This is a genomic window from Klebsiella sp. GW_Kp182 (assembly GCF_040062275.1).
Lineage (GTDB): Bacteria > Pseudomonadota > Gammaproteobacteria > Enterobacterales > Enterobacteriaceae > Klebsiella > Klebsiella michiganensis.
The window spans coordinates 37,559-62,915 of record NZ_JBEAFQ010000043.1 but is presented as its reverse complement, the minus strand read 5'-3'; the positions used below and the strand labels follow the sequence as shown (position 1 = coordinate 62,915).

General features: G+C 56.9%; 20 protein-coding genes. 13 read left to right on the top strand and 7 right to left on the bottom strand.

What is annotated here, in order from left to right:
- Window positions 1–195: 195 nt before the first annotated feature.
- Genes glpE through ABLU88_RS18825 form a run of 3 tightly spaced genes read left to right on the top strand, consistent with a single transcriptional unit; the run spans window position 196 to window position 2,193 of the window.
- Window positions 196–525, top strand: a complete 330-nt coding sequence (glpE, locus tag ABLU88_RS18835) for a thiosulfate sulfurtransferase GlpE (RefSeq protein ID WP_004126086.1) — start codon at window positions 196–198, stop codon at window positions 523–525.
- 59 nt (window positions 526–584) lie between these two features.
- Complete coding sequence (gene glpG / locus ABLU88_RS18830; RefSeq protein WP_014227070.1) at window positions 585–1,415, top strand: rhomboid family intramembrane serine protease GlpG; 831 nt, start codon at window positions 585–587, stop codon at window positions 1,413–1,415.
- A 19-nt stretch (window positions 1,416–1,434) separates the two neighbouring features.
- Window positions 1,435–2,193, top strand: coding sequence for a DeoR/GlpR family transcriptional regulator (locus tag ABLU88_RS18825; RefSeq protein WP_004106478.1), 759 nt, complete (start codon window positions 1,435–1,437; stop codon window positions 2,191–2,193).
- Between the two features lie 165 nt (window positions 2,194–2,358).
- Here ABLU88_RS18825 and malT read toward each other — a convergent pair whose 3' ends face one another.
- On the bottom strand, window positions 2,359–5,064 hold the full coding sequence (gene malT / locus ABLU88_RS18820; protein ID WP_014227069.1) for an HTH-type transcriptional regulator MalT: 2,706 nt from the start codon (window positions 5,062–5,064) through the stop codon (window positions 2,359–2,361).
- A gap of 619 nt (window positions 5,065–5,683) precedes the next feature.
- Here malT and malP point away from each other — a divergent pair.
- Entirely contained in the window at window positions 5,684–8,074 is a 2,391-nt protein-coding gene (gene malP / locus ABLU88_RS18815) for a maltodextrin phosphorylase (RefSeq protein ID WP_025107849.1), read from the top strand.
- Window positions 8,075–8,084: 10 nt separating this feature from the next.
- The gene (gene malQ, locus ABLU88_RS18810) at window positions 8,085–10,178 is read left to right on the top strand and encodes a 4-alpha-glucanotransferase (protein WP_025107848.1); all 2,094 of its coding nucleotides are present in this window, start codon (window positions 8,085–8,087) and stop codon (window positions 10,176–10,178) included.
- 60 nt (window positions 10,179–10,238) lie between these two features.
- On the opposite strand, the gene pckA is transcribed toward malQ, so the two are convergent.
- The 5 genes from pckA to ABLU88_RS18785 form a co-directional block, all read right to left on the bottom strand.
- Entirely contained in the window at window positions 10,239–11,861 is a 1,623-nt protein-coding gene (gene pckA, locus ABLU88_RS18805) for a phosphoenolpyruvate carboxykinase (ATP) (protein WP_014227066.1), read from the bottom strand.
- 348 nt (window positions 11,862–12,209) lie between these two features.
- Window positions 12,210–13,094, bottom strand: coding sequence for an Hsp33 family molecular chaperone HslO (gene hslO, locus ABLU88_RS18800; RefSeq protein ID WP_160741635.1), 885 nt, complete (start codon window positions 13,092–13,094; stop codon window positions 12,210–12,212).
- 18 nt (window positions 13,095–13,112) lie between these two features.
- On the bottom strand, window positions 13,113–13,514 hold the full coding sequence (gene hslR, locus ABLU88_RS18795) for a ribosome-associated heat shock protein Hsp15 (RefSeq protein WP_014227064.1): 402 nt from the start codon (window positions 13,512–13,514) through the stop codon (window positions 13,113–13,115).
- Between the two features lie 11 nt (window positions 13,515–13,525).
- Window positions 13,526–14,197 carry a GMP/IMP nucleotidase gene (yrfG, locus tag ABLU88_RS18790; protein WP_029946960.1) on the bottom strand — a complete coding sequence of 224 codons (672 nt, stop codon included), beginning with the start codon at window positions 14,195–14,197 and terminating at the stop codon, window positions 13,526–13,528.
- Window positions 14,198–14,258: 61 nt separating this feature from the next.
- On the bottom strand, window positions 14,259–16,388 hold the full coding sequence (locus tag ABLU88_RS18785; RefSeq protein WP_049103555.1) for an intracellular growth attenuator family protein: 2,130 nt from the start codon (window positions 16,386–16,388) through the stop codon (window positions 14,259–14,261).
- 327 nt (window positions 16,389–16,715) lie between these two features.
- On the opposite strand from ABLU88_RS18785, the gene nudE reads away from it, so the two are divergent.
- Window positions 16,716–17,276: an ADP compounds hydrolase NudE gene (nudE, locus tag ABLU88_RS18780; protein WP_004854946.1), complete on the top strand. Its 561-nt coding sequence runs from the start codon at window positions 16,716–16,718 to the stop codon at window positions 17,274–17,276.
- A 145-nt stretch (window positions 17,277–17,421) separates the two neighbouring features.
- Here nudE and mrcA read toward each other — a convergent pair whose 3' ends face one another.
- Entirely contained in the window at window positions 17,422–19,980 is a 2,559-nt protein-coding gene (gene mrcA / locus ABLU88_RS18775; protein WP_009654857.1) for a peptidoglycan glycosyltransferase/peptidoglycan DD-transpeptidase MrcA, read from the bottom strand.
- A gap of 117 nt (window positions 19,981–20,097) precedes the next feature.
- Between mrcA and ABLU88_RS18770 the strand changes: the two genes are divergently transcribed.
- The 7 genes from ABLU88_RS18770 (at window position 20,098) to aroB (ending at window position 25,337) form a co-directional block, all read left to right on the top strand.
- On the top strand, window positions 20,098–20,889 hold the full coding sequence (locus ABLU88_RS18770; protein ID WP_047722860.1) for a hypothetical protein: 792 nt from the start codon (window positions 20,098–20,100) through the stop codon (window positions 20,887–20,889).
- Window positions 20,886–21,425, top strand: coding sequence for a PilN domain-containing protein (locus ABLU88_RS18765; RefSeq protein WP_047722861.1), 540 nt, complete (start codon window positions 20,886–20,888; stop codon window positions 21,423–21,425). Before ABLU88_RS18770 ends, ABLU88_RS18765 begins: the two co-directional genes overlap by 4 nt.
- A complete protein-coding gene (locus ABLU88_RS18760) occupies window positions 21,409–21,849 on the top strand; it encodes a hypothetical protein (protein WP_025107843.1) in 441 nt (146 codons plus the stop codon). The genes ABLU88_RS18765 and ABLU88_RS18760 overlap by 17 nt, the downstream gene beginning before the upstream one ends.
- Complete coding sequence (locus ABLU88_RS18755; protein ID WP_014839685.1) at window positions 21,839–22,246, top strand: HofP DNA utilization family protein; 408 nt, start codon at window positions 21,839–21,841, stop codon at window positions 22,244–22,246. The genes ABLU88_RS18760 and ABLU88_RS18755 overlap by 11 nt, the downstream gene beginning before the upstream one ends.
- Entirely contained in the window at window positions 22,155–23,396 is a 1,242-nt protein-coding gene (gene hofQ, locus ABLU88_RS18750; RefSeq protein WP_162557642.1) for a DNA uptake porin HofQ, read from the top strand. The genes ABLU88_RS18755 and hofQ overlap by 92 nt, the downstream gene beginning before the upstream one ends.
- A gap of 270 nt (window positions 23,397–23,666) precedes the next feature.
- Window positions 23,667–24,188 (top strand): shikimate kinase AroK, encoded by a 522-nt coding sequence (gene aroK / locus ABLU88_RS18745; protein WP_004106441.1) that lies wholly within the window; start codon window positions 23,667–23,669, stop codon window positions 24,186–24,188.
- A 54-nt stretch (window positions 24,189–24,242) separates the two neighbouring features.
- Complete coding sequence (gene aroB / locus ABLU88_RS18740) at window positions 24,243–25,337, top strand: 3-dehydroquinate synthase (RefSeq protein WP_004854923.1); 1,095 nt, start codon at window positions 24,243–24,245, stop codon at window positions 25,335–25,337.
- Window positions 25,338–25,357: the final 20 nt, after the last annotated feature.

Genomic DNA, 25,357 nt, shown 5'->3' with positions numbered 1-25,357 from the left:
CTTTCGTTTAAGCTCACAAATGTTCGATATCGCTCAATATAGCAAACAATCGCGCTATTGGTAACATCAAAAAAACATTTCAGAGTGATGCGTGTAACATATTGGCGTTTATTTAGCGCCAGGCTGTACACTAGACGCTAAAATCCAGGGCGTTTCGCCGCCTGCCTGTATATCCGTATATAAAGAAGAGAGCTTATGGATCGCTTTGAATGTATTAACGTAGAAGAAGCCCACCAGAAAATGCACCAGCAGACGGCGGTGCTGGTCGATATTCGCGACCCGCAAAGCTATGCGATGGGCCACACGCCGGGCGCATTCCATCTGACCAACGATACGCTGGGCGCGTTTATGCGCGACAACGACTTTGATACGGCGGTCATGGTGATGTGCTATCACGGCAATAGCAGCAAAGGCGCCGCGCAGTATCTGCTGCAGCAGGGTTACGACAAGGTTTACAGCGTGGACGGCGGGTTTGATGCCTGGCACCGGCATTTTCCGGCGGAAGTCGCGCATGGCGCACTTTAGGCGTTAGCGCCGGTTGTGGCTATAATATCTCCCTTTGTGTGGAATAAGCGATCCGCTGCATGTTAATGATTACCTCTTTTGCCAACCCGCGCGTGGCCCAGGCGTTTGTCGACTATATGGCGACGCAGGGCATTATTCTGACTATTCAGCAGCATACGCAGAGCGATATCTGGCTGGCTGATGAGTCCCAGGCCGGACGCGTACAGGCCGAGCTGGCCCGCTTTCTGGAAAATCCCGCCGATCCGCGTTACCTCGCTGCCAGCTGGCAGTCGGGGCACACCAATAGCGGGCTGCACTACCAGCGCTTTCCCTTTTTAGCGACGCTTCGCCATAACGCCGGGCCGGTGACCTGGGGCGTGCTCTTCGCCTGCATCGCCGTCTTTGTCCTGCAAACGGTCATTGGCGATCAACCGGTCATGCTGCTGCTGGCCTGGCCCTACGATCCTTCGTTGAAATTTGAAGTCTGGCGCTACTTTAGCCATGCGCTTATGCACTTCTCGCTGATGCATATTCTGTTCAACCTGCTATGGTGGTGGTACCTCGGCGGAGCGGTAGAAAAGCGCATCGGCAGCGGCAAGCTGGTGGTGATTACGGTGATCGCCGCTTTGCTGAGCGGCTTTGTGCAGCATCAGTTCAGCGGCCCGTGGTTTGGCGGACTCTCCGGCGTAGTCTATGCGCTAATGGGCTATGTCTGGCTACGGGGCGAGCGCGATCCGCAGAGCGGCGTTTATTTACAGCGCGGCTTGATACTCTTCTCTTTAGTATGGTTAATTGCTGGATGGTTTGATGTTTTCGGCATGTCGATTGCGAACGGTGCGCACGTGGCCGGTCTGGTGACCGGGCTGGCGATGGCGTTTGTTGATACGCAGAATGTGCGAAAACGAACGTAGAGATTCCCAGGGATATTTCATGAAACAAACACAACGTCATGACGCGATTATCGAGCTGGTAAAAAAACAGGGATACGTCAGTACCGAAGAGCTTGTCGAGCAGTTTGCCGTCAGCCCGCAGACCATTCGCCGCGATCTGAATGATTTAGCCGATCAGAAAATGATTCTGCGTCATCACGGCGGCGCTGCGCTGCCGTCCAGCTCGGTGAATACGTCCTGGCACGACAGAAAATCGACCCAAACCCAGGAAAAAGAGCGCATCGCCCGCAAGGTGGCGAGCGAAATCCCCGATGGCGCGACGCTGTTTATCGATATCGGTACCACGCCGGAAGCGGTGGCCCACGCGCTGCTTAACCATAACGACCTGCGCATCGTCACCAATAACCTCAACGTCGCCAATACGCTGATGGTGAAAGAGGACTTCCGCATTATCCTGGCCGGCGGCGAGCTGCGCAGCCGGGATGGCGGTATTATCGGTGAGGCCACCCTGGACTTTATCTCCCAGTTTCGCCTTGATTTCGGTATTCTCGGCATCAGCGGTATCGACAGCGATGGCTCGCTGCTGGAGTTCGACTACCACGAAGTGCGCACCAAACGGGCGATTATTGAAAACTCCCGCCACGTGATGCTGGTCGTTGACCATTCTAAATTTGGCCGTAATGCGATGGTCAACATGGGCAGCATCAGTATGGTTGATGCGGTCTACACCGATGTGATGCCGCCCGCCGGCGTACTGAAGGTGATTACCGATAACAACCTTCAGCTGGAGCTGTGCTGAACCTTTAGAATTTCCGGGTCATGCCAGAGCGTTGCTCCGCCTGACGCGCGCGATTGGTGGCGTGGTGTTGATGAGTGACGGGGTTATCTCCGCCGCCAGGCGGAGGGAAACCTGCCGCCGGCGATGACGTAACGGTTATGTTGCCTGAAGCGAGCCGATAGCGGCTTAAACCCCGTATCCCATCATTTTCAACAGCTGCTGGGCATGCTGAACGGCATCCTGGCGGTGCGCCACCCCCAGCTTCTGATACAAGTTACGGATATGCGTTTTAATCGTAGTGGCGGCCACGTCCAGCTCACCGGCGATCTGCTCGTTGCTGTAGCCGGAATAGATAAGTCCCAGGACCTGCCATTCGCGCTGGGTCAGCGGGCTGGTGCGGATAAGCTCCGGCACTTCCGGGTGGTTCAGCAGCCGTTCGACGAAGCTCTCGTCAAAGTGGGCGAACTTATGCCGATGATGCTGGTTGATATCGCGCAGAATACGCTGGGCGCGGTGCTGCTCCAGCTCCGGCAGCGTATTGAGCTGAATCAGCTGGCGCAGCTGCTGCGCCATCGCTTCGCCTTCAATGACAAAATGATTAATAAACCCGGTGCGGTTAGCGAGGGTGAGCGCTTCCAGCAGCGCTTTTTGCGCTTCGCTCTTACGCCCGGCCTGCCAGTAGAGCTGGTTGAGCAGCAGCAGGTTGCGGTTCAGGTCGCTCATCAAACGCAGCGAGCGGGCGTTATCGTTTAGCTCTTCCAGCACCATTTCGGCGGAATCAAAATCGCCGAGCAGGATCTGCGCGCGGGCGATATTGCGCCACTGGCTCTGCAAGAAATGGTTGTTAGCGAATTCCGGTTTTGGCGTCTGGCGCAGCCAGTTTGCCGCGGCGGCTTTATCGCCGATCATCTGCCAGTAGATCACCCGGACTTTGTCGGCATTGGATACCCAGTCGCTATGGTAATGGCCGTTGCCCAGCAGGTTTTCCAGGCGATTCAAATGGCTGCGGGCGTTATCCAGGTCGCCCCGTGCCAGCGAGCACTGTACCATCAGCGTCAGGCACTGCAGCTGCTGCTGCGGCTGATAGGAGGAAAGCACGTTCATGCCGCTGCGCGCGGAGGTCTCCGCTTCATCCAGCCGCGCCCAGGCCCACAGCAGCTGGGAGCGAATCCGCAGCAGGAACTCGTGCATCGGCAGCTGCTCAAGGTGCTGTTCGCGAATCAGCTGGAACGCTTTTTCCTGAATTTCCCAGGCGGCCTGCAGGAACCCCTGCGCAAAGAGGATTTCGCTTTGCTGGATCATGCTCCATAACGCGTAGTGCCAGACGTCATGACGGCGGGCCATCTGTTCCGTCTGCTGCATGACCGCCAGCGATTTGCTCAGCTGGCCTTTGCAGTGCAGAACTTCACCGTGTACGGATGTGGCAACGATACGGCTGTAGTAGCTGGCCAGCGGCAGTTCATCAAGGGCCACCATCGCCAGGCGCTCGGCTTCGTCCTGATCGCCTGCGTTGATCGCCACCTGGGCGCGCAGGGCGTTGAAATCCCCGTGCATGGCGGTGTCCATTTCCGTATCCATCTCCTGCTCGGCGCGCGCCAGCAGGGTATTCACTTCGCTATAGCGGTGCTGGCTCTGCATCAGCCAGGCCTGCAAAAGAATTAAACGCGGGTTTTCCAGCAGGTTTGACCACGGCAGCGCGGCGAGGGACTGCTCCAGCAAACTCAGTTCGCTGTGGTTAAACATGCCCCACGCGTGGTTGAGCAGAATATCGCGCAGCATTTTGGCGTCACCCGCGGCCAGGGCGTGGTGAATGGCTTCGCTCGGGAAGCCTTGCGCCATCCAGCTTTCTGCCGCCGCACGGTGAATTTCCGGCAGCTCAACCGCCAGCTCCCACTGGCAGCGCTGGCGCAGGAAGTTGCCGAACAGCGGATGGTAGCGGAACCATTCGCCGGAATCGTCCATCCGCTGCAGGAATAAGCCCTGACGTTCAATTTCTTCCAGCTGCATCTGGCCATTCTCTTCGCCGGTAACGCGGACGATGAGCGCATCGTTCATTGAACGCAGTAGCGAACTTTTCAGCAGGAAATTACGCGTCCGCGGGTCCACGTTATCCAGCACCTCATCGACCAGATAGTCAGAAAGATGGCTGGCGTTAATGCCGGCAAGACGACGAGCGGAGTGGTGGGCGGAAGTATTGTTCTGGCGCGCCGAGAGGGCAATCAGCTGTAGCGCGGTGGCCCAGCCGGCAACATCGTCGCACAGCCTTTTGCTGTCGTCGGCCTCAATGGGCGAACTGAGACGACAGTCGAAAAACTGCTTGGCTTCCTGATGGGTAAAAGCCAACTGCTGGCTGCCGATTTCCAGCAGCTGATCGCGCACGCGCAGGTTGGCGATACCCAGCTGCGGCAGATTACGCGACAGCACCACCAGCGTCATATTTTCTGGCTGATGGCGGAGGAAGAAACGCATTGCGTCATGAATCACCGGATTGCTGATCAGATGGTAATCATCAATCACCAGGAACAGCGGGCGCTGCCAGTCGGCCAGTTCAATAAACAGTTGTGCGAAGAGGGAAGGCAGGCTGGCGTACTGGCGCTTTTGCACCATCGCTTCGCTGGCCGCGCAGTGGCCGCCGGTTGCCTGTTGAACGGCGGCGATAAGATAGCTGGCAAAACGCTCCTGTTGGTTATCGCCTTCATCCAGGGAGAACCAGCCGAGATCGTTTTTCCCCGCCGCCCATTGAGACACGAGCGTGGTCTTACCGTAGCCAGCCGGGCTGGTCACCAACGCGAGACGATAATTGTTCGCGCCGGAAAGTTTCGCCAGCAATCGCTCACGAACCACAGTGTGTTCAAGGCGGACCGGGCGACTTAATTTAGACGGAATCAACATAGTTCTTCATTTCGCTGTGCAAGGGAGGAGTTGCGAATTTTTTTGCGCTTCGTAATTAATATCCAATAAGGTCGGCCATAATGAATTTTATTGCAAGTTATGTCCGAGTTTTATGCTCTTGAATTTGCTCTATGTCACAAATTTGGACATAGAGAGAAATTCACAGAAATCCGCGTCAGCGTGCGCGGTTATTGGGATTGCGCAGGTTACAGGCACGATAAGCTAATCTTTTATTACAAAATTAGTAGCTGTTTGTTTTTAATAAAATATTATCAGCGAAATCTTATAAGTCATCTTTTTGAGCTATTTCTACATTAAAGTACGTTTATTCCCCTGATATTTACTTTTATTTGGCAATATTTACACAACGGCATTTCGCTTGCTTTTATCGTCCTGGCTTGTAACAAAATTTTGAGCGCCAGACGGGCCGGTTTGTTGTTCCGGTATGGCGAATTTTGCAGCATAATTTTGGCCGGTAGGCTAACGTAATAGTGGCCACGATCACACTTTTCGCTCATCCCTGCTACTCCTCCCCGGCTAATCCCTGGCGGGATGAGGACGCGACTCCGGGAGGTCGGCACACTAACGCTAACGTTTTAGTAAAGGACCCGGATTACTTATGTCACAGACTTCTTTTAACAAAGCTCAGTTTCAGGCTGCACTGACGCGTCAGTGGCAGCATTTTGGTTTACAGTCCGCTTCCGAGATGACCCAGCGTCAGTGGTGGCGCGCCGTTAGCGGTGCGCTGTCCGAGCTGTTGTCGGCTCAGCCGGTAGCGAAAGCGGCCGAAGGGCAGCGCCACGTAAACTATATCTCCATGGAGTTTTTGATTGGTCGCCTGACCGGCAACAACCTGCTTAACCTTGGCTGGTATCAGCAGGTCAGCGATGAGCTTCAGGCGCACGACATTAATTTGACCGACCTGCTGGAAGAGGAAATCGACCCGGGTCTGGGCAACGGCGGTCTTGGCCGTCTGGCGGCATGTTTCCTTGATTCAATGGCTACCGTTGGCCAGTCGGCGACCGGCTACGGCCTGAACTACCAGTACGGTCTGTTCCGCCAGTCTTTCGCTGACGGCCAGCAGATGGAAGCGCCGGATGACTGGGGGCGTAATAGCTACCCGTGGTTCCGCCACAACGAAGCGCTGGACGTGCAGGTTGGCCTCGGCGGTAAAGTGACCAAAAGCGGTGAGTGGATACCGGCATTCGTGATTACCGGCGAAGCCTGGGATCTGCCGGTGCTGGGCTACCGCAACAACGTGGCTCAGCCGCTGCGCCTGTGGCAGGCTAAGCACGCGCATCCGTTTAACCTGACCAAATTCAACGACGGCGATTTCCTGCGTGCCGAACAGCAGGGCATTGACGCCGAAAAACTGACGAAAGTTCTCTACCCGAACGATAACCATCAGGCGGGTAAAAAACTGCGTCTGATGCAGCAGTACTTCCAGTGCGCCTGCTCGGTTGCCGATATTCTGCGTCGCCATCATCTGGCGGGCCGTAAGCTGGCGGAGCTGGCGGATTATGAAGTCATCCAGCTTAACGATACTCACCCGACGATTGCGATTCCGGAACTGCTGCGCGTGCTGATTGATGAGCATCAGCTGAGCTGGGACGACGCCTGGGCGATTACCAGCAAAACCTTCGCGTATACCAACCACACCCTGATGCCGGAAGCGCTGGAGTGCTGGGATGAGAAGCTGGTGAAAGCGCTGCTGCCGCGCCACATGCAGATCATCAAACAGATTAACGACCGCTTTAAAACGCTGGTGGATAAAACCTGGCCGGGCGATAAGCAGGTATGGGCGAAACTGGCGGTGGTGCACGATAAACAGGTTCGCATGGCGAACATGTGCGTGGTGAGCGGCTTTGCGGTTAACGGCGTTGCCGCGCTGCACTCCGACCTGGTGGTGAAAGATCTGTTCCCGGAATATCACCAGCTGTGGCCGAATAAATTCCATAACGTCACCAACGGTATTACCCCGCGCCGCTGGATCAAGCAGTGCAACCCGGCTCTGGCCGCGCTGCTGGATAAAACCCTGAAGAAAGAGTGGGCCAACGATCTCGACCAGCTGATCAACCTCGAAAAATATGCCGATGACGCGAAGTTCCGTCAGACGTATCGCGACATTAAGCTGGCCAACAAGGTTCGTCTGGCGGAGTTTGTGAAGCGGCGTACCGGTATCGAGATTAATCCGCAGGCGATTTTCGATATCCAGATTAAACGTCTGCACGAGTACAAACGTCAGCACCTCAATCTGCTGAACATCCTCGCGCAGTACAAAGAAATCCGCGAGAACCCGCAGGCGGACCGCGTACCGCGCGTGTTCCTGTTCGGTGCGAAAGCGGCGCCGGGCTACTACCTGGCGAAGAATATTATCTGGGCGATCAACAAGGTTGCCGCAGCGATCAATAACGATCCGCTGGTTGGCGATAAGCTGAAAGTGGTATTCCTGCCGGACTACTGCGTCTCGGCGGCGGAAATGCTGATCCCGGCGGCGGATGTCTCCGAGCAGATCTCTACGGCGGGTAAAGAGGCCTCCGGTACTGGCAATATGAAGCTGGCGCTGAACGGCGCGCTGACCGTGGGAACCCTGGACGGGGCGAACGTGGAAATCGCTGAGCAGGTGGGCGACGAAAACATCTTTATCTTCGGTCATACCGTGGAAGAAGTGAAAGCGCTGAAGGCCAAAGGCTACGATCCGCTGAAATGGCGTAAGAAAGACAAGCTGCTGGACGCGGTGCTGAAAGAGCTGGAGAGCGGCAAATATAGCGATGGCGATAAGCATGCCTTTGACCAGATGCTGCATAGCCTGCTGAAAGGCGGCGATCCGTACCTGGTGCTGGCTGATTTTGAAGCCTACGTGGCGGCGCAGAAGCAGGTTGATGCGCTGTATCGCGACCAGGAGGCCTGGACGCGCGCAGCGATCCTGAACACCGCGCGCTGCGGCATGTTCAGCTCCGACCGCTCGATTCGCGATTATCAGCAACGTATCTGGCAGGCAAAACGCTAAGGACAGGCCTATGGAGACTAAACGCCTTGATAACGCTGCCCTGGCGGCGGGAATAAGCCCAAGCTACATCAATGCTCATGGAAAGCCGCAGTCCATTGCTGCGGTGACCAAGCAGCGGCTGCTTGATGCGATGCATCGTACAGCGACCGCCGTGAAGGCGGCGGTTAACCCGCTGCCTGCGGTGCAGGTGTTCACCTACGGCAAAAAGATGTCTCTGCCGGTGGCGGGCCAGGGGGAGTTCCACTGGATCCTCACCACCGAAGAAGGGAAACAGTATCAGGGCCAGGCGCGCGGCGGTGAAACGCTGCCGCTGCCGGCAAGATTGCCGGAAGGGTACCACACGCTGACGCTGACTCAGGACGGCGACCGCTGGCACTGCCGGGTCATCGTCGCGCCCGCGCGCTGCTACGAACCGCAGGCGCTGAAGGATGGCAAGAAGCTGTGGGGAACCTGCGTACAGCTGTATACGCTGCGCTCGGAGAAGAACTGGGGGATTGGCGACTTCGGCGATTTACGCGCGATGCTGCCGGAAATCGCCCGCCGCGGCGGTGCGTTTATCGGGCTTAACCCGATCCACGCGCTCTATCCGGCTAATCCGGAGAGCGCCAGTCCGTACAGCCCCTCTTCACGCCGCTGGCTCAACGTTATCTATATTGATGTCAATGCGGTAGAGGATTTCCGACACAGCAAAGAGGCGCAGAAATGGTGGCAATCACCGGCTACGCAGCAGGCCCTACAGGCCGCGCGTCAGACCGATGATGTTGACTACACCGCCGTGACCGCCCTTAAGCTCACTGCGCTGCGCATGGCCTGGAAAGGTTTTTCCGCACGTAACGATGAGACGACGGCGGAGTTCCGTCAGTTTGTGGCGCGCGAGGGGGAAAGCCTGTACTGGCAGGCGGCGTTTGACGCGCTGCACGCCTGGCAGGTTAAGCAGGATCCGCTGCGCTGGGGCTGGCCCGCGTGGCCGAAGGCTTATCAGGATACCGATAGCCCGGAGGTTAAAGCGTTCTGCACCGAACACGCCGATGAGGTGAATTTTTACCTGTGGCTGCAGTGGCTCGCTTTCACTCAGTTTGCCGAATGCTGGCATACCAGCCAGAACGACGCTATGCCGATCGGCCTGTATCGCGACCTGGCGGTGGGCGTTGCGGAAGGCGGGGCGGAAACCTGGTGCGATCGCGAGCTGTACTGCCTGAAAGCTTCCGTCGGCGCGCCGCCGGATATCCTGGGCCCGCTGGGACAAAACTGGGGCCTGCCGCCGATGGATCCGCATATCATCGTGGCGCGCGCCTATGAGCCGTTTGTCGAACTGCTGCGCGCCAACATGCAAAACTGCGGGGCGCTGCGCATCGATCACGTGATGTCGGTGCTGCGTTTGTGGTGGATCCCTTACGGTGAAACGGCCGATCACGGCGCCTATGTGCAGTATCCGGTCGACGATCTGTTGTCGATTCTGGCGCTGGAGAGTAAGCGTCATCGCTGTATGGTGATCGGCGAGGATCTGGGAACCGTACCGGTAGAGATCGTCGGTAAGCTGCGTAAAAGCGGCGTTTACTCTTACAAAGTGCTCTATTTCGAAAATGACCACGAGAAGACTTTCCGTGCGCCGAAGGCGTATCCGGAGCAATCAATGGCTGTGGCTACGACGCATGACCTGCCAACGCTGCGCGGCTACTGGGAAAGCGGCGACCTGACGCTGGGTAAATCGCTTGGCCTGTATCCGGATGCGGTGGTACTGCGCGGACTGTATCAGGACCGCGAGCGGGCGAAGCAGGGGCTGCTGGACGCTCTGCACCGCTACGGCTGTCTGCCGAAGCGTACCGGGCACAAAGCGTCTCTGATGGCGATGACGTCGACCCTCAATCGTGGAATGCAGCGCTATATTGCCGACAGCAACAGCGCCCTGCTGGGCCTGCAGCCGGAAGACTGGCTGGAGATGGCCGAGCCGGTCAATATTCCGGGCACCAGCACGGAGTATCCAAACTGGCGTCGCAAGCTCTCCACCACCCTCGAGGCGATGTTTGCCGATGAGCAGGTGAATAAGCTGCTTAAGGATCTGGATAAGCGGCGTAAGGCGGCGAGTAAGAAGAAGCCAGCGTGATGTCAACGCGATAAAAAAGCCGGGAAGCGATTCCCGGCTTTTTCATTTCTGCGGACCCGATTAGCGTTTCGGCCCCGCGGCCACCAGCGCAGCGCCCGCCGGCGTATCGGTGTACTTCTCGAAGTTCTCGATAAACAGCTTCGCCAGCTGTTCCGCTTTCTCCTGCCACTGCTCCGGCGATCCGTAGGTGTTGCGCGGGTCAAGGATATGGGTATCCACGCCGGGAAGCTCGGTCGGGATCTGCAGCTCAAACATCGGCAGAGTGAAGGTTTCGGCGTTGTCCAGCGAACCATCAAGAATGGCGTCGATAATGGCGCGAGTATCTTTGATAGAGATACGTTTACCGGTACCGTTCCAGCCGGTGTTGACCAGATAAGCCTGGGCGCCGGAGGCCTGCATGCGTTTCACCAGCACTTCCGCGTACTGCGTCGGGTGCAGCGACAGGAACGCCGCGCCAAAGCAGGCGGAGAAGGTTGGCGTCGGCTCCGTAACGCCGCGCTCGGTACCTGCCAGTTTGGCGGTGAAGCCAGACAGGAAATGGTACTGGGTCTGGTCGGCGGTCAGGCGAGAAACCGGCGGCAGGACGCCAAAGGCGTCGGCGGTCAGGAAGATAACCTTGGTGGCATGACCGGCCTTAGAGATCGGCTTAACGATGTTCTCGATATGGTTGATCGGATAAGAGACGCGGGTGTTTTCGGTCTTCGAACCGTCGTTAAAATCGACGGTGCCGTCGGCCAGCACCACCACGTTCTCCAGCAGCGCATCGCGGCGAATCGCATGGTAGATATCCGGCTCCGCGGCTTCGGAAAGCTTAATGGTCTTGGCGTAGCAGCCGCCTTCGAAGTTGAAGACCCCGTCGTCATCCCAGCCGTGTTCGTCATCGCCAATCAGACGGCGTTTCGGATCGGTAGAGAGGGTGGTCTTGCCGGTACCGGAAAGGCCGAAGAAGATGGCGACATCCTCTTTTTCCCCTACGTTGGCGGAGCAGTGCATGGAGGCGATGCCCTTCAGCGGCAGCAGGTAGTTCATGATCGAGAACATCCCTTTTTTCATTTCGCCGCCGTACCAGGTGCCGCCGATGAGCTGAATGCGCTCGGTCAGGTTGAACGCGACGAAGTTCTCGGAGTTCAGACCCTGTTCTTTCCACTGCGGGTTGGTGCACTTGGCGCCGTTCATCACGATGAAGTCCGGCTTGAAGTTTGCCAGCTCTTCATCGCCTGGTCGGATAAACATGTTCTTCACGAAATGCGCTTGCCAGGCGACTTCGGTAATAAAGCGGACGCTCAGGCGGGTGTCGGCATTGGCGCCGCAGAAGGCGTCAACGATAAACAGACGCTTGCCGGAGAGCTGGCGGGTCACCAGCCCCTTCAGGTGCTGCCACGTTTCCTCAGAGAGCGGCTTGTTGTCGTTCTTGCCTTTGCCTTTATCAGCCCACCACACCGTATCGCGGGTGGTGTCGTCACGAACGATATACTTATCTTTTGGAGAACGGCCGGTAAAAATACCGGTATCTACGGCGATTGCACCAAGATTTGTTAATACGCCACGTTCATAGCCTTCCAGATTGGGGGCGAGCTCTTCTTCATACAAAGTGTCGTAGCTGGGGTTATGAACGATATCCTGGACGTCATTGATACCATAAGCCTTGAGATCCTGCGGGGTTAAACCATTATTAACGCGCATGTCACTGCTCCTTAGCCAATATGTACTGCTTTAAATTGTAGGGTTTATTACGGGGTATAGACCGCGACCAGGCTCATAGATTTACGTATCTCGACAAACGGCGGACTTACGAAAAACGTTGTGACTCCTGTCACGAGGCGTAGGGGATTATCTCAGGAATTGGGGCATAGTTGGGGGTAGATGTTTCTTAATGGTTAAAAAGTAATTAAAAAAACTGTTGAAATGTGAATGTAATCGCTTACCTGAAAGAAAATTACGTAACTCTTTCATGGGGAATCGATTCACCACGCGCAGAAAAAGCGTTGACGCCAGGCGCGAAAAGGGAAACCGCGCCTGACGAAGCGATGATTAGTGGAGCTGCGGGTCGGCCGGGGAGGCGTTGTTACGAATTTCGGCAATATCCATCGCATTAAAGATGTAGTGATTACCGCAGTAGTCGCAGTGCATATCGATTTCACCTTCATCGGCCAGGATGCTATCGATCTCCTCATCCGGCAGCGTTTTCAGCGCGCCGGCGCAGCGCTCGCGAGAGCAGGTGCATTTAAACTCGACGTTCTGCGGCTCGTAAACGGTGACTTCTTCTTCGTGATACAAGCGCCAGAGCACATCGTTCGCTGGCAGGGTAAACAGCTCTTCAGCTTTGATGGTCTCAGTCAGGGTGCTCAGATGTTCGAAATCCGCCGCCTGTGCGTCCTGCGCCGGCAGAACCTGCAGCAGCATGCCGCCGGCCATCGGTTTACCGTCGTGTTCACCGCTACGAATGATCAGTCGGGTCGGCAGCTGTTCGGAGCGCTGGAAGTAATCTTCGAGGCAGGCCGCAAGGGTATCCCCCTCGAGACCGACCACGCCCTGATAGCGCTCGCCCTCTTCCGGAGAGATGGTAATGACCAGATATCCGTTACCGACCATGGTTTTCAGGTCCGCCCCTTCCGGGATCTCGCCCTGGACGCGGGCTACACCGCGCATCTGCTGCTGGTTGTTGCCGTTGATCACCGCCAGCGACAGCGGGCCATCGCCCTGCAGCTGAACGGTAATATCGCCGGCGAACTTCAGCGTGGCGGTCAGCAGGCTGGTGGCAACCAGCAGTTCCGCCAGCACGGTTTTCACCGGCTGCGGGTAGCTATGGTTGGTCAGAATCTGTTCTAAAGTTTCTGAAACGGTTACCAGCTCACCGCGTACGGCATAGTTTTCAAACAGATAGCGGTGTAATTGATCGTGTTGAGTCATAATCATCTCTCTTGCGGGCCACAGTTATTCACTATCGCCGTGTTTAAATCTCATCAGGTCGCGGCGCTCTTTCTTATCCGGTCGCCTGTCGGGATGCGGCATGGTTAACGCGTTCATCTTCCGCGCCAGCGCCATTTTCTCGCGTTTCTCGATGCTCTCCGCCGTCTCTTCATAAAGCGCGACGGCTTCACTGGCGGGTCTGCGCTGTTCGGTAATGCCCTTTACCACGATGGTTCGTTCGTCATTGCCCTGGCGAAGCAGCAGGGTCGCGTTCAGCTCGACCACTTTGCCCGGCTTACTGCGTTGTCCGTTATAGTGCACCTTGCCGCCTTCAATCATCTCGCGCGCCAGCGCACGGGTTTTATAAATGCGGGCCGCCCACAGCCATTTGTCCAGCCTGACGGCTTCGACGGGTTTTTCTTTCATGGCCTCTCCTGTTATAGGGTCAGCGAGGGGATCAGATGCCGGTAGTCATTCAACCCCGGATGGCGAGCGTAGCTTTTTTCCGCCAGCCCGGAATCGGGGTTGGTGATACCGAGGCAATAGCGGATGCCGTACTCCGCCGCCGCGTCCAGAATCGCCTCGTTATCGTCGACGAAGAGCGTATTACGCGCGTCGAAGCCGGTTTCTTCAGCCACGGCGTGCCACAGCCGCTGATCTTCTTTCGGATAACCAAATGTGTGGGTGGAAAGCAATAAATCAAGGTGTGCATCCAGCCCGGTGTGCTTTAGCTTCACCGCCAGATTATGCGGATGGGCGTTGGTCAGCAAAATCCGCCGTTTGCCGCTGTTTTTTAGCGCCTCGAGGAACGGCACGGTATCTTCACGCAGCGCGGCCCTTGGCCCCTGCTCGCTGGTCATCGCGCAAATATCCAAACCCAGGCGCTCGCTCCAGTAGTCCAGGCAGTACCAGTTTAGCGTATGTTGCACCGCGTGGTACTCCTGGCGCATTGCGTCCCTGGCTTCCTGCAGGTTGAGACCCCGCGCGGCGCCCCAGGTTTCCGGCACCAGTTTTTGCCAGAAGTAGTTGTCGAAGGCGAGGTCGAGCAGCGTGCCGTCCATATCCAGCAGAACGGTATCAACCTCCTGCCAGGCGATATCAAAATGCATGGTGAGTCTCCAGCGAGGGGGAAATTGCGCGACAGGGTATCATACCCGGTCGCGCAGAAAATTATTCTTGCGGGTCCGGCGAGGAAAGGAGATCCGGATTCAGGCAGCTTTCGTAGTATTTCTGAATCTCTTCCTGACGCTGGCGATGGCGCTGATAGCGACGAAAAGCCTGGAGGCCGTGATACGCCGTACAGCCCAGCATGGTCAGTAGCAGCAGCGTGGTGCCGAGATAGCGCCACAGACCGGTGCGATCGGGAATACGATGCAGGTTGATGTGCTGCGTCCCGTTGGCATCGGTATAAAGATTGGTGACGATGCCTTCTGCCTGGAACGGCGTATGCATTAACATGCCCGCCAGGCGCTGCAGTTCGCTCCACTGCTGGTGTGCAGGGAAGTCGTATAACCCGGTGCCTGGCCATGGCTGATTCACCAGGTCGCTGCCTTCATCGCTGGCAATCAGGAAACCGCCGGGCGCCGGGCTATTCAGCGCCTGCGCCGCGCGCGAGGTTTCACGGCTGATGAACGGGGCGGTGGAGGTGGTGACCAGATTCTCCAGCGACTCCGCGCTTACCGGGCGTAACAGGACGTTGACGCCATCCAGCTTACCCGCGTTTGCGCGTTTGGTCAGGGTTTCCCAGTTGCGGGTATTACCGAGGTTAACCAGCGCATTCTTCAAACGAACGCAATCGTCTTTCGCAGAGCACAGGTCGTTAGTTTTGGTGACGATATCGCCAAAGTCATCCAGCAGCACCATGCCTGACTTCTGAATGGCGGAACGCAGCGCCGGGCTGACGCGCGAATCGTCATCGGATTCGGGATGGAGCTGGCGCTGAACGGTCTGCATCAGGGCGGTGGCTTTACTGACGATATCTGACTCCGGCAGCGGCAGGGGAGGGGCATCATTCCAGACGATTTGTGAACAATCGAACGGCATAAACGGCGAGTTCTCTTTTGCCGTCCAGGCGCCCGGCGAGTGGATGTTGCACATTCCAGTGCCTTTCAGGCGCAGCGTGTCGCCGATGCGAATCTTTGACTTCTCCAGCTGGGCAACCGTCGTGGCTTCGATAGTTTGTGCGCCCTTGAGCCATGAAAGGGTGAATTTAAAGGGCATATTCAGCGGTACGCTGGCCCACAGCATCACGACGACCAGCAGCGCGCCCAGGGCGATAATCGCGCTGCGGAGCCAGTACTGAAGCGGGAAATTTTTCACCTCATCATGCAGCGACAGGAAGCGCCCCTGGCGGACAACGTGGCGGCTAAGATAGATGTCGATATCCGTTTGTTGGCCGAGGTCCTGCGCGATCCACGGCTGCCAGTGGCGCGGGTAGATAAGATCGATAATGCCGAGGGAAATATTATTGATATGTTCCTGGTCGTTTTCACCAAACAGCCCCCAGCGTTTAGGCATGCCGCGCAGGCAGTGAATTTCCCGCAGCGATGTTTTACGTGGGGGGGCGTAAATACCCCATATGCCCGCAAGCAGGAGAAGCAACCCGCCGCCCAGTAGCCAGGGGGAAAAAACGTTGGGAGTCATCAGGCTGCAATAAAACAGCAGGAAAGCGGTGACCACCAGGATGGCTTCGCGCAGACCGTCAGGGCGGCTGAGCGCGTACTCTTCAGGGGTTTCCGGGCGGATGTTCAGCAGCTCAATTTGTTCGCTCTCTTCTCCGCGGATGGAAGCCTGAGGCACGGAGGATTTTTCAAGCGCCAACCCTCGGGACTCGTGCGGGTAGTCGCTGAGGGTTTGCCCGTTGAGAGCAATCACCAGCGGCAGGCTATCGGTGGAGATTAATTCGACGCTGTTTTCATCATTGATGTGTTGTTCCCAGAAGGGGGGAAGATGAATTTCCACGGAATCAAGAAAGTAGCGCCATTTGTTGAGGTCGTCGGTGGTGATGCCGTAGCGAGTGATGGCTCGGGTGACGCTATAAACGGTGCCGCTCTGTTCGTTCAGGGTCAGGTTTACCGGCGCGCTGCTGGCGCCTGATGCCGGCAGCTGCTGGTTGCGGCTGAGACGGTCGAGGTATTTTTCTACGGCGCTGCGCTCTTCATCGGAAAGCTTGCGCGTCGCGGCATCGCTAAAGGCCTGCAGCAGCGGCAGGCGACGACGTCTTGCATGCGTGCGATACCACCACCCGATAAGCAATGCGCAGATTAGCAGAGCTATCAAAAATATCAGAAAGGTGCCCATGCCCATCCCATCATAGTTATTCTTTTCTTACTGGTATCGTCGGTTGCCATTCATCAATGGAGGTAAAACAGCCGTCGCAATCGGCACTCTGTTAAAGCGGGAACATCTCTTATGCAAAGCAGCAGCATACAACCTTATCAAAAACGTTAAAATCCAGGAATCAGTATATTCTCAAATACTATTCAACCTATTGACTTTTTAGTCATTGTGATAATCGGGCTCGGGACGGGAAAGTTGCAACTATGTAAATTAGTAGCGATTAGGATTGCCGAAACCGTGCTGCGTATCGCACAATGGCCGCTGTAATCACAGCATAGACCGATGACAATGAGCAAATCATTACAAAAACCCACTATTCTCAACGTTGAAACAGTCGCGCGCTCGCGCCTTTTTAATGTTGAAAGCGTGGACCTCGAGTTCAGCAACGGCGTGCGCCGAGTGTATGAACGGATGCGGCCTTCTACCCGTGAAGCCGTGATGATTGTGCCGATTGTCGATGACCATATAATCTTGATTCGCGAATACGCTGTCGGTACGGAATCCTATGAACTGGGCTTCTCAAAAGGTCTGATCGATCCGGGTGAAAGCGTACTGGAGGCCGCCAACCGCGAGCTAAAAGAAGAGGTCGGCTTTGGCGCGCAAAAACTGACGTTTTTGAAAAAGCTGAGCATGGCCCCCTCCTACTTCTCCAGCAAGATGAACATTCTGGTGGCGGAAGATCTTTATCCGGAATCGCTGCCCGGCGACGAGCCCGAGCCGCTGCCCCAGGTTCGCTGGCCGCTGTCGCAGCTGATGACGCTGCTTGATGAAGAAGACTTTAACGAAGCGCGTAACGTTAGCGCGCTGTTCCTGCTGCGCGAATGGCTGCAGGCTCAGGGGCGGCTGTAACGTCACTCCCGGATAACGAAAAATGCCCCACGGCGGGCCCCACGGAGCCGTTGCGGTAGGTCGTGGTAAAGGCGCCAGCCGTGGCACGATATCTACAACCGGTTTTCCGTCAGCCAAAAAAAAGCGCCCGCAGGCGCTTTTTTTGTCAGAACAGTTCGTGGGTTTCCCCCCCGCCATCGGTAATGGTGGTGCCGACTTCATGAACCGCCTGCTGGGTAGGCTGAGTGCCCTCAATAAAGTACTCAGCGCGGCTGTTACCGCCGCTGGCCAACTGACCGGTACTGCGGTCAATGTTGACCGTAATAATACCCGGCGGCGGCGTAAGCGGTTCTTCCGGTACGCCTTGCAGCACGTTTTTCATAAAGTCATCCCAGGCCGGCTGAGCGCTTTTGGCGCCGCCTTCATAGCCCGATATCTGATCTTTGATTGCCCCGGAGGCGGTGGTGCGGCCAAGGTCGCGACGGTGGTCATCGAAGCCAATCCATACCGACGTCACCACGCCAGGGCCGTAGCCCGAGAACCACGCATCTTTTGAACTGTTGGTGGTCCCGGTTTTGCCGCCGATATCGTGACGCTGCAGATCGCGTCCCGCTCGCCAGCCGGTGCCCATCCAGCCCGGTTCGCCGAAGATATTAGTGTTCAGGGCGCTTTTAATCAGGAACGCCAGCGGGGTGTTGATCACGTGCGGCGCATACTCCGGTGCGCCACTTTGCGCCACCAGCGACTGGTTCGCCTGCGCCAGCTGCGGCTGCGGAGGAACGCCGGGGTTTTGCGGGTCCTGAGAGGTCGCTACGTCCTCAACGTCTTTGTTCTCGAGCACATCGGACTTCGGCGTATCGCCATAAATCACCGGAATATTGCACTGCGGGCAGGCAATTTTTGGCCGCTCTTCAAAAATGACGCCGCCCTGATCGTTCTCGATTTTGCTGATGAAATAAGGGCTGACCAGGAAACCGCCGTTAGCCATCACCGAATAGCCGCGAGCAACCTGAAGCGGGGTGAAAGACGCGGAGCCCAGCGCCAGCGATTCTGTCCGCACGATGTTCTGCGCCGGGAAGCCGAAGCGCTGGAGATACTCAGCCGCGTAGTCCACGCCCATGGCGCGCATCGCGCGAACCATGACAACGTTCTTTGATTGACCCAGCCCCTGACGCAGGCGGATAGGGCCCGCATACTGCGGCGGGGAGTTTTTTGGCCGCCAGTCGGAGCCGGAGCCGGCATCCCAGCGGGAAATCGGCACATCGTTGAGCATGCTCGCCAGCGTTAAGCCTTTATCCATTGCCGCTGTGTAGAGGAACGGCTTAATGTTAGAACCGACCTGGCGCAGCGCCTGAGTCGCGCGGTTGAACTTGCTCTGGTTGAAATCGAAGCCGCCGACCAGCGCAATGATCGCCCCGTTTTGCGGGTTGATCGATACCAGCGCCGAGTTGACATCAGGCACCTGCGATAGCCACCAGCTGCTACCCACCTGGCGAACCCACACCTGCTGCCCGGCCTGTACCACATCGTTCACTTTACGCGGCGTGGCGCCCTGTTGGGTATCAGAGATAAACCGACGCGCCCAGCGGACGCCTTCCATATTCAGCGACACCGAGGTGCCGTTGCTCATGAGTGCGACGGCTTCCTGCGGGCTTGCCGAAGTGACTACCGCCGGAGAGAGCGGTCCGGTACTCGGGGTTTTTTTCAGGGTATCGAGGATTTTCTGGTTATCCCACGGCGTTTCGCCCACCTTCCACAGCACCTTTTCCGGGCCGCGATAGCCGTGGCGCATATCATAATCCAGCACGTTATTCCGCACCGCCTGCTGGGCTGCCTGCTGATTTTTACGGGTAATGGTGGTGTAGACGCGATAACCGTCTTCATAAGCCTGCTCGCCGTAGCGGCTGACCATTTCCTGACGCACCATTTCGCTAAGATACGGGGAGGAGAAGGCGATTTCCGGCGTATGGTAGCTGGCGTCAATCGTCTGGCTACGCGCCTGATCGTACTGCGACTGCGTGATGTAGCCTTCGCTCAGCATCCGTGAGAGAACAACGTTGCGGCGGGCGGTTGCGCGATCCATGGAGTAGAGCGGGTTAAACGTCGACGGCGCTTTAGGCAGGCCCGCAATGACCGCCATTTCGCTCAGCGTAAGCTGGTCGACGGATTTCCCAAAATAGACCTGCGCGGCCGCGCCGACGCCGTAGGCGCGGTAGCCAAGATAGATTTTGTTCAGGTACAGCTCAAGGATTTCATCTTTATTGAGCAACTGCTCGATGCGGATCGCGAGGAAGGCTTCTTTCACCTTACGCATCAGCGTCTTCTCAGGGCTCAGGAAGAAGTTGCGCGCCAGCTGCTGAGTAATCGTACTGGCGCCCTGCGAGGCGTGGCCGGAGAACATCGCGACGCTGGCCGCGCGGAAAATCCCGACCGGGTCAACGCCATGGTGCTCATAAAAACGGCTATCTTCGGTGGCGATAAACGCTTTTATCAGCTCAGGCGGCATTTGCTGCAGCGTGACGGGAATACGGCGTTTTTCGCCATATTGCGCAATCAGCTCGCCATCCGCGCTATAGACCTGCATCGGGATCTGCAGGCGCACATCCTTCAGGGTTGCGACGTCGGGGAGCTGCGGCTCTATATATTTATAGAGACCAAAAATCGAGCCTGCTCCCAGCAGTACGCAACAGACTGCAAGGATAAAAAGATACTTTACGAACTTCACCGGAGATTTCTCATTTAGTTTTCATTGGGCAGTTTATAAACAAACGCGCAGTAGTATAAAGGCAAGCCTGGAGCATTGATATAGCGAAGCATATCGGCGGATAAGGAGATCGTAGGCATGGCTTTTAGAAACTGGCGCATAGGAATGCATATTCAGCAGGACCATATTGCTATCGTCGCGTTATTACTCGAGCGTTCACGCTGGGCGCTACGTCGCTGGTGGAGTATCCCGCTGATGCCCGGCACCGTGCGGCAGGGCATCGTGGTGGACGTTGAGTCGCTGGCCCGCCAGCTGCAGCCCTGGCGGCGGGAGCTGCCTTTGCAGCATCAGGCGTGTATTGCCTTCCCGGCGGCGCGAACGCTGCAAAAGCAGCTTCCGCGCCCGCAGATTTCATTACGAGAAAGCGAGCAGGCGACCTGGATCGCCAGCGCGATGGCGCAGCAGCTGGAAATGCCCGCGTCATCGCTCTGCGTCGATTATGTGGACGCCAGAGCGGCCGATGGCTGGCGGGTCACCGCCGCGCAGCGCCTGGATATTAACGTCCTCGGCCAGCTGGCAAGCCGCCTTAAGCTGAAGGTGGTCGGAATTGTGCCGGACGCCAGCGCGCTTGGCGCCTTTTTCCCCTGGCTGCCCGTCGAGGTTCAGGGGCTGGCGTGGCGTGACGAAGCGAGCTGGCTTTGGGCGACCGCCGATAGCTGGGGATGCTGTCCATGCAGCGACGTACCCTCTTTTCCCGGCCTGGTTTCCCGGGTGAACGCCGGAGAGTTTCGCCTTTGCAACTCTGCCTCGCTCGACGGGCAGAATTTTGACGCATGGAGCGTCATTCATCGCCTGCAGCCCCCGCTCCCGGCCCGTGGCGATAGCTTTACCGTTGCCCTCGGCCTGGCGCTGGGAGCGGGTCAGCCATGAGCCACATCGTTAACTTCCTTCCCTGGCGCGAAACGCGTCGACGGCAACGTCTGCGGATGGCAGGACTGCTGATTGTGGGTTTGCTACTTATTCTGCTTGTGGCGATCCTCGCCTCACGGCTCAACAAACGGGCCAGCCACTCGCTTGAAACGGCGAGGATAAGCGCTGACGACCTGCTTTATAGCGCATTACAGCAGCGTGAACGCGCCATGCGCCAGCGCCTGCAGCAGCAGGAACAACGGCGCCTGCGCTATCTGCGGCGCGAGAGAACCGCAGCCTGGCAGCCAACGTTACAGGCGATAGCGTCGCGTATGCCGGAGCACGCCTGGTTAACGCTGCTGGAATACCGACAGAATACCCTGGTACTGAGCGGACTCACGTTGCATCTAAAGGGGCTGGCTGAGCTTGAAAAGGCGCTGGGGAGCGTTGCCGGCTTGCGTCCGCCAAAGGCGGGAGAAACGCACCGCGACAGCGAAGGGCGCTGGTTATTTCACTTTTCCATGGCCGAAGAGGACGACAATGCAGTGGGACGTTGAACGTTGGCTGACGGGGCGCAAATATCTGTTCATGATATCCGTCGCTCTGGTCCTCATCGCCGTAATCGGGTTCTGGCTACTGCTGCCTCTCCAGGCAGAAACGTCGGCGGGGCGCTCGCCGCAGGTACAGGCGCAGTGGCGAAAACTGCTGCCGCTGCGTAGCGCTTTACAGACCGCCGGCATGGAGGAAGACGCGACCCAGGTTTTTACGCCTATTGATCTTCCGATTGCCGGGGCGACGCTTATCGCCTGGCGGCCAGGGGGCTCCGCAGGCGAGATGCAGCTGGCTGTTGACTGGCAAGCGGTGCCCGCGCTCTTTTCCTGGCTGGCTCGCTGCGGGATGCGCGCTACGGCTTTCTCCCTGCAGCCGGAAAAGCAGGCGTTACGGTTGACTCTGCATCTGGAGGCGGAAGATGCGCCTTAAATGGTGGTGTTGGCTGCTGTTCCCGCTCCCGCTGCTGGCTGAAGAGCGCGATCCGTTTCAGCCCCCGGTGGACCGCTGCCGGACGGCGCAGCTTAGCCAGTGGCGCTACGGCGGTGCTATCGGCGATTCGCTGGCGCTTATGGGTATCGTGCAGGATAGCGCCGGGAAATGGCGTCGCGTGAGGGCGGAGGCGATTTTGCCCACGGGCTGGCGGGTGACGCGCCTGACGCCAGAGAAAATGACAATATCAACCGGTCCTGGGTGTGAACCCGCACAGTGGGTCTGGCTGCGAAAGGGAATAAAGAATAATGCGATGGACAAGCCTGCTGTTTCTGCTCCTGCCGCTGATGGTCGTCGCGGCCAAAAAGGATCTTCCCGTGTCGCTGGTCGTCGATGATGCGCCGGTGTCTCAGGTACTGCAAACGCTGGCGGAGCTGAAGCAAAAAAATCTCGTGGTGGCTCCTGACGTCAGCGGTACGGTATCTCTTCATCTGAAGGAGGTGCCCTGGTTACAGGCGCTGCGCTCGGTTATCGACAGCGCCGGTCTGGCCCTGACTCAGCAAGGTTCGGTCCTGTACGTGCACACTCAGGCGTGGCAAAAGGCGCAGCAGCTGCAGCTGGAAGCGGAAAAAGCAAAGCGTCTGCAGAATCTTCCTTTGCAGGGGTATAGCGTGACCTTGCATTATGCGGATGCAGAAGATTTGGCGAAGGCGGGTGAAAAACTGCTCAGCGCTCGCGGGCATATGATGGTCGATAAGCGAACCAACCGCCTGTTGATTCGTGATGATGCCCGGCACCTCCCGGCGTTAAAAGCGTGGGCCCGGGAAATGGATGTGCCCGTCGGCCAGGTTGAGCTGGCGGCGCACATCGTCTCAATGAGCGAAACCAGCCTGCGCGAACTGGGCGTTAAGTGGAGCCTGGCCGACGCCAGCAGCCCGCCGGGCTCCGGTAAATTAACCACCTTGAGCAGCAACCTGGCGGTAGGGGATGCCAGCACGAGGGCCGGGTTTAACATCGGCCGCATCAGCGGGCGGCTTCTGGAGCTGGAACTTTCCGCGCTTGAGCAGAAGCAGCAGGTGGACATTATCGCCAGCCCTCGGCTGTTGGCTTCCCATATGCAGCCCGCCAGCATTAAGCAGGGCAGCGAGATACCTTATCAGGTCTCCAGCGGCGAAAGCGGGGCGACCTCCGTTGAGTTTAAAGAGGCGGTGCTGGGGATGGAGGTGACGCCGACGGTGCTGCATCACGATCGCGTGCGTTTAAAACTCAGGATTAGCGAAAATACGCCGGGCCAGGTGCTCAAACAGGAAAATGGTGAAGCGCTGGCTATCGATAAACAAGAAATAGAAACGCAGGTTGAAATGAAAAGCGGCGAGACCCTGGCGTTAGGCGGGATCTTTGCGCAGAAAAATAAAACGTCTCGCGATGGTATTCCTCTCCTTAGCGACATCCCCTGGCTTGGTCAGTTATTTCGCCGTGACGGTAAGGATAACGAACGACGTGAACTGGTTGTCTTCATCACTCCACGTATTCTGGCAGTGCATTAAGCGGGTTTTTCATGCTAAACACGTTTCAGGTGTTTGACGTGAGGACGGATTTAGCATACAAGGGGTACCGATTTGAGAGTCGGGTACGACATCAATCCTCCCTTTCTTGTCCGGTGATTTATTCTGTTGCCAAACCAGCCGGAGTATTGAGATAATTTTTAGTCTGACTCTCGCTCTAATTGCATATGAGGTTTCAGTTCATGTCCTGCTGCGCTGGGTGTCTGCGAAGCGGGTTTACCATTAACGAATAGTCTTAGTAGTACCGAAAAAATGGCAGAGAAACGCAATATCTTTCTGGTTGGGCCTATGGGTGCCGGCAAAAGCACTATTGGGCGCCAGTTAGCCCAACAGCTCAACATGGAATTTTACGATTCCGATCAAGAAATTGAGAAACGCACTGGCGCAGATGTGGGTTGGGTCTTTGATGTAGAAGGCGAAGACGGCTTCCGCGACCGTGAAGAAAAAATCATCAATGAGTTGACGGAAAAACAGGGAATCGTGCTGGCAACCGGCGGTGGCTCTGTAAAATCCCGTGAAACGCGTAACCGTCTCTCCGCCCGCGGCGTGGTGGTCTACCTGGAAACAACTATCGAAAAGCAGCTTGCCCGTACGCAGCGCGATAAAAAGCGTCCTTTGCTGCAGGTTGATGCTCCGCCTCGCGAAGTACTGGAAGCGCTGGCGGATGAACGCAATCCGCTGTACGAAGAGATTGCAGATGTCACTATCCGCACTGACGATCAAAGCGCGAAAGTGGTAGCAAACCAGATTATTCATATGCTGGAAAGCAATTGATTCTGGCTTAATAAAGTGCGTCAGAGTAAAAGCAACTGAGGTGGACGTCGCGTTATGGAGAGGCTTACTGTAACCCTCGGGGAACGTAGTTACCCGATTACCATCGCGGCTGGTTTGTTTAACGATCCAGCTTCCTTCCTGCCACTGAAATCAGGCGACCAGGTCATGCTGGTCACCAATGAAACGCTGGCGCCGCTTTATCTGGATACCGTACGCTCCGTACTTGAGCAAGCGGGCGTAAAAGTCGATAGCGTGATTCTTCCCGACGGCGAGCAGTTTAAAAGCCTGGCGGTGATGGATACCGTTTTTACCGCGCTATTGCAAAAACCACACGGCCGCGACACGACGTTAGTGGCGCTCGGCGGTGGGGTGATTGGTGATTTAACGGGATTTGCAGCGGCCAGCTACCAGCGTGGCGTGCGCTTTATTCAGGTTCCTACCACTCTGCTGTCGCAGGTGGATTCTTCGGTCGGCGGCAAAACGGCCGTCAACCATCCTCTCGGCAAAAACATGATTGGCGCCTTCTGGCAGCCGGTTTCTGTTGTTGTCGATCTTAACTGTCTCAAAACGCTGCCGAAGCGTGAGCTCTCTTCCGGCCTGGCTGAAGTGATCAAGTACGGCGTTATTCTTGACGGCGAATTCTTCGACTGGCTGGAAAATAATATTGATGCATTGCTGGCGCTGGATGAAAAAGCGATGGCGTACTGTATCCGTCGCTGCTGTGAGCTGAAAGCTGAAGTTGTCGCCGCCGACGAGCGCGAAACCGGGTTACGTGCTTTACTCAATCTTGGCCATACTTTTGGTCATGCTATCGAAGCTGAGATGGGCTACGGTAACTGGTTACATGGTGAAGCGGTCGCTGCCGGTATGGTGATGGCGGCGCGTGCATCCGAACGTCTGGGGCGGTTTAATCCGCAGGATACGCAGCGCATTATTCATCTGCTGCAGCGTGCTGGCTTGCCGGTAAGTGGCCCGCAGGAGATGGCAGCAGAGGCGTATTTGCCCCATATGATGCGTGATAAAAAGGTGCTGGCGGGCGAGATGCGGCTGGTGCTACCCCTCGCGATAGGGAAGAGCGAGATACGCGGCGGAGTCCCGCATGATGTTGTTCTTGGCGCGATTGCTGATACTCAGCAGGCGCAACAATAAGAAGGTCTGGCCGCGTTCGC

What these genes read in the sequence shown, in the direction of transcription:
- ABLU88_RS18825 (WP_004106478.1), top strand. Translation starts at nt 1,435, where the DNA reads ATGAAACAAACACAACGTCATGACGCGATTATCGAGCTGGTAAAAAAA.
- hslR (WP_014227064.1), bottom strand. Translation starts at nt 13,514, where the DNA reads ATGAAAGAAAAACCCGTCGAAGCCGTCAGGCTGGACAAATGGCTGTGG.
- aroK (WP_004106441.1), top strand. Translation starts at nt 23,667, where the DNA reads ATGGCAGAGAAACGCAATATCTTTCTGGTTGGGCCTATGGGTGCCGGC.
- aroB (WP_004854923.1), top strand. Translation starts at nt 24,243, where the DNA reads ATGGAGAGGCTTACTGTAACCCTCGGGGAACGTAGTTACCCGATTACC.
- nudE (WP_004854946.1), top strand. Translation starts at nt 16,716, where the DNA reads ATGAGCAAATCATTACAAAAACCCACTATTCTCAACGTTGAAACAGTC.
- malQ (WP_025107848.1), top strand. Translation starts at nt 8,085, where the DNA reads ATGGAGACTAAACGCCTTGATAACGCTGCCCTGGCGGCGGGAATAAGC.
- ABLU88_RS18785 (WP_049103555.1), bottom strand. Translation starts at nt 16,388, where the DNA reads ATGGGCACCTTTCTGATATTTTTGATAGCTCTGCTAATCTGCGCATTG.
- malT (WP_014227069.1), bottom strand. Translation starts at nt 5,064, where the DNA reads ATGTTGATTCCGTCTAAATTAAGTCGCCCGGTCCGCCTTGAACACACT.
- ABLU88_RS18765 (WP_047722861.1), top strand. Translation starts at nt 20,886, where the DNA reads ATGAGCCACATCGTTAACTTCCTTCCCTGGCGCGAAACGCGTCGACGG.
- glpG (WP_014227070.1), top strand. Translation starts at nt 585, where the DNA reads ATGTTAATGATTACCTCTTTTGCCAACCCGCGCGTGGCCCAGGCGTTT.
- ABLU88_RS18760 (WP_025107843.1), top strand. Translation starts at nt 21,409, where the DNA reads ATGCAGTGGGACGTTGAACGTTGGCTGACGGGGCGCAAATATCTGTTC.
- yrfG (WP_029946960.1), bottom strand. Translation starts at nt 14,197, where the DNA reads ATGCATTTTGATATCGCCTGGCAGGAGGTTGATACCGTTCTGCTGGAT.
- ABLU88_RS18770 (WP_047722860.1), top strand. Translation starts at nt 20,098, where the DNA reads ATGGCTTTTAGAAACTGGCGCATAGGAATGCATATTCAGCAGGACCAT.
- pckA (WP_014227066.1), bottom strand. Translation starts at nt 11,861, where the DNA reads ATGCGCGTTAATAATGGTTTAACCCCGCAGGATCTCAAGGCTTATGGT.
- hslO (WP_160741635.1), bottom strand. Translation starts at nt 13,094, where the DNA reads ATGATTATGACTCAACACGATCAATTACACCGCTATCTGTTTGAAAAC.
- glpE (WP_004126086.1), top strand. Translation starts at nt 196, where the DNA reads ATGGATCGCTTTGAATGTATTAACGTAGAAGAAGCCCACCAGAAAATG.
- malP (WP_025107849.1), top strand. Translation starts at nt 5,684, where the DNA reads ATGTCACAGACTTCTTTTAACAAAGCTCAGTTTCAGGCTGCACTGACG.
- ABLU88_RS18755 (WP_014839685.1), top strand. Translation starts at nt 21,839, where the DNA reads ATGCGCCTTAAATGGTGGTGTTGGCTGCTGTTCCCGCTCCCGCTGCTG.